This is a genomic window from Mesorhizobium argentiipisi (SeqCode), from assembly GCF_037179585.1.
GTDB classification, from domain to species: domain Bacteria; phylum Pseudomonadota; class Alphaproteobacteria; order Rhizobiales; family Rhizobiaceae; genus Mesorhizobium; species Mesorhizobium argentiipisi.
Genome location: NZ_JAPYKO010000138.1, coordinates 1 through 251, shown reverse-complemented (window position 1 = coordinate 251; position 251 = coordinate 1). Strand labels below are relative to the sequence as shown.

At 58.2% G+C, this 251-nt stretch carries 1 pseudogene; it reads right to left on the bottom strand.

The window, feature by feature from the left end:
• Window positions 1-127 (bottom strand): annotated as a pseudogene (locus O7A05_RS34290) (P-type conjugative transfer protein TrbL); the annotation flags it as partial.
• Between the last annotated feature and the right edge of the window lie 124 nt (window positions 128-251).

Below are 251 nucleotides of genomic sequence, written 5' to 3'. Positions count from 1 at the left end.
GCGTCACGTCGATGACGATCAGGGTTGTGGCGATGAAGCCCACCTCGCCGCCAAGCAGGCCGAAGCCGCCGTCGATGTAGCGCGTGAAGACCTCGAGGAAATGGTCGATGACGCCGGTGCCGCCCATGTGCGTTAGGTCCTAATCAAAGAAAGGAGTGCTTTGATTTTATTGTCGTTTCTGATCTCGCGGGGTGAGAGACCCTGCACGTCGTGTGACGCAACATGCGACGATGAGCGGATGGGTGAGGCAA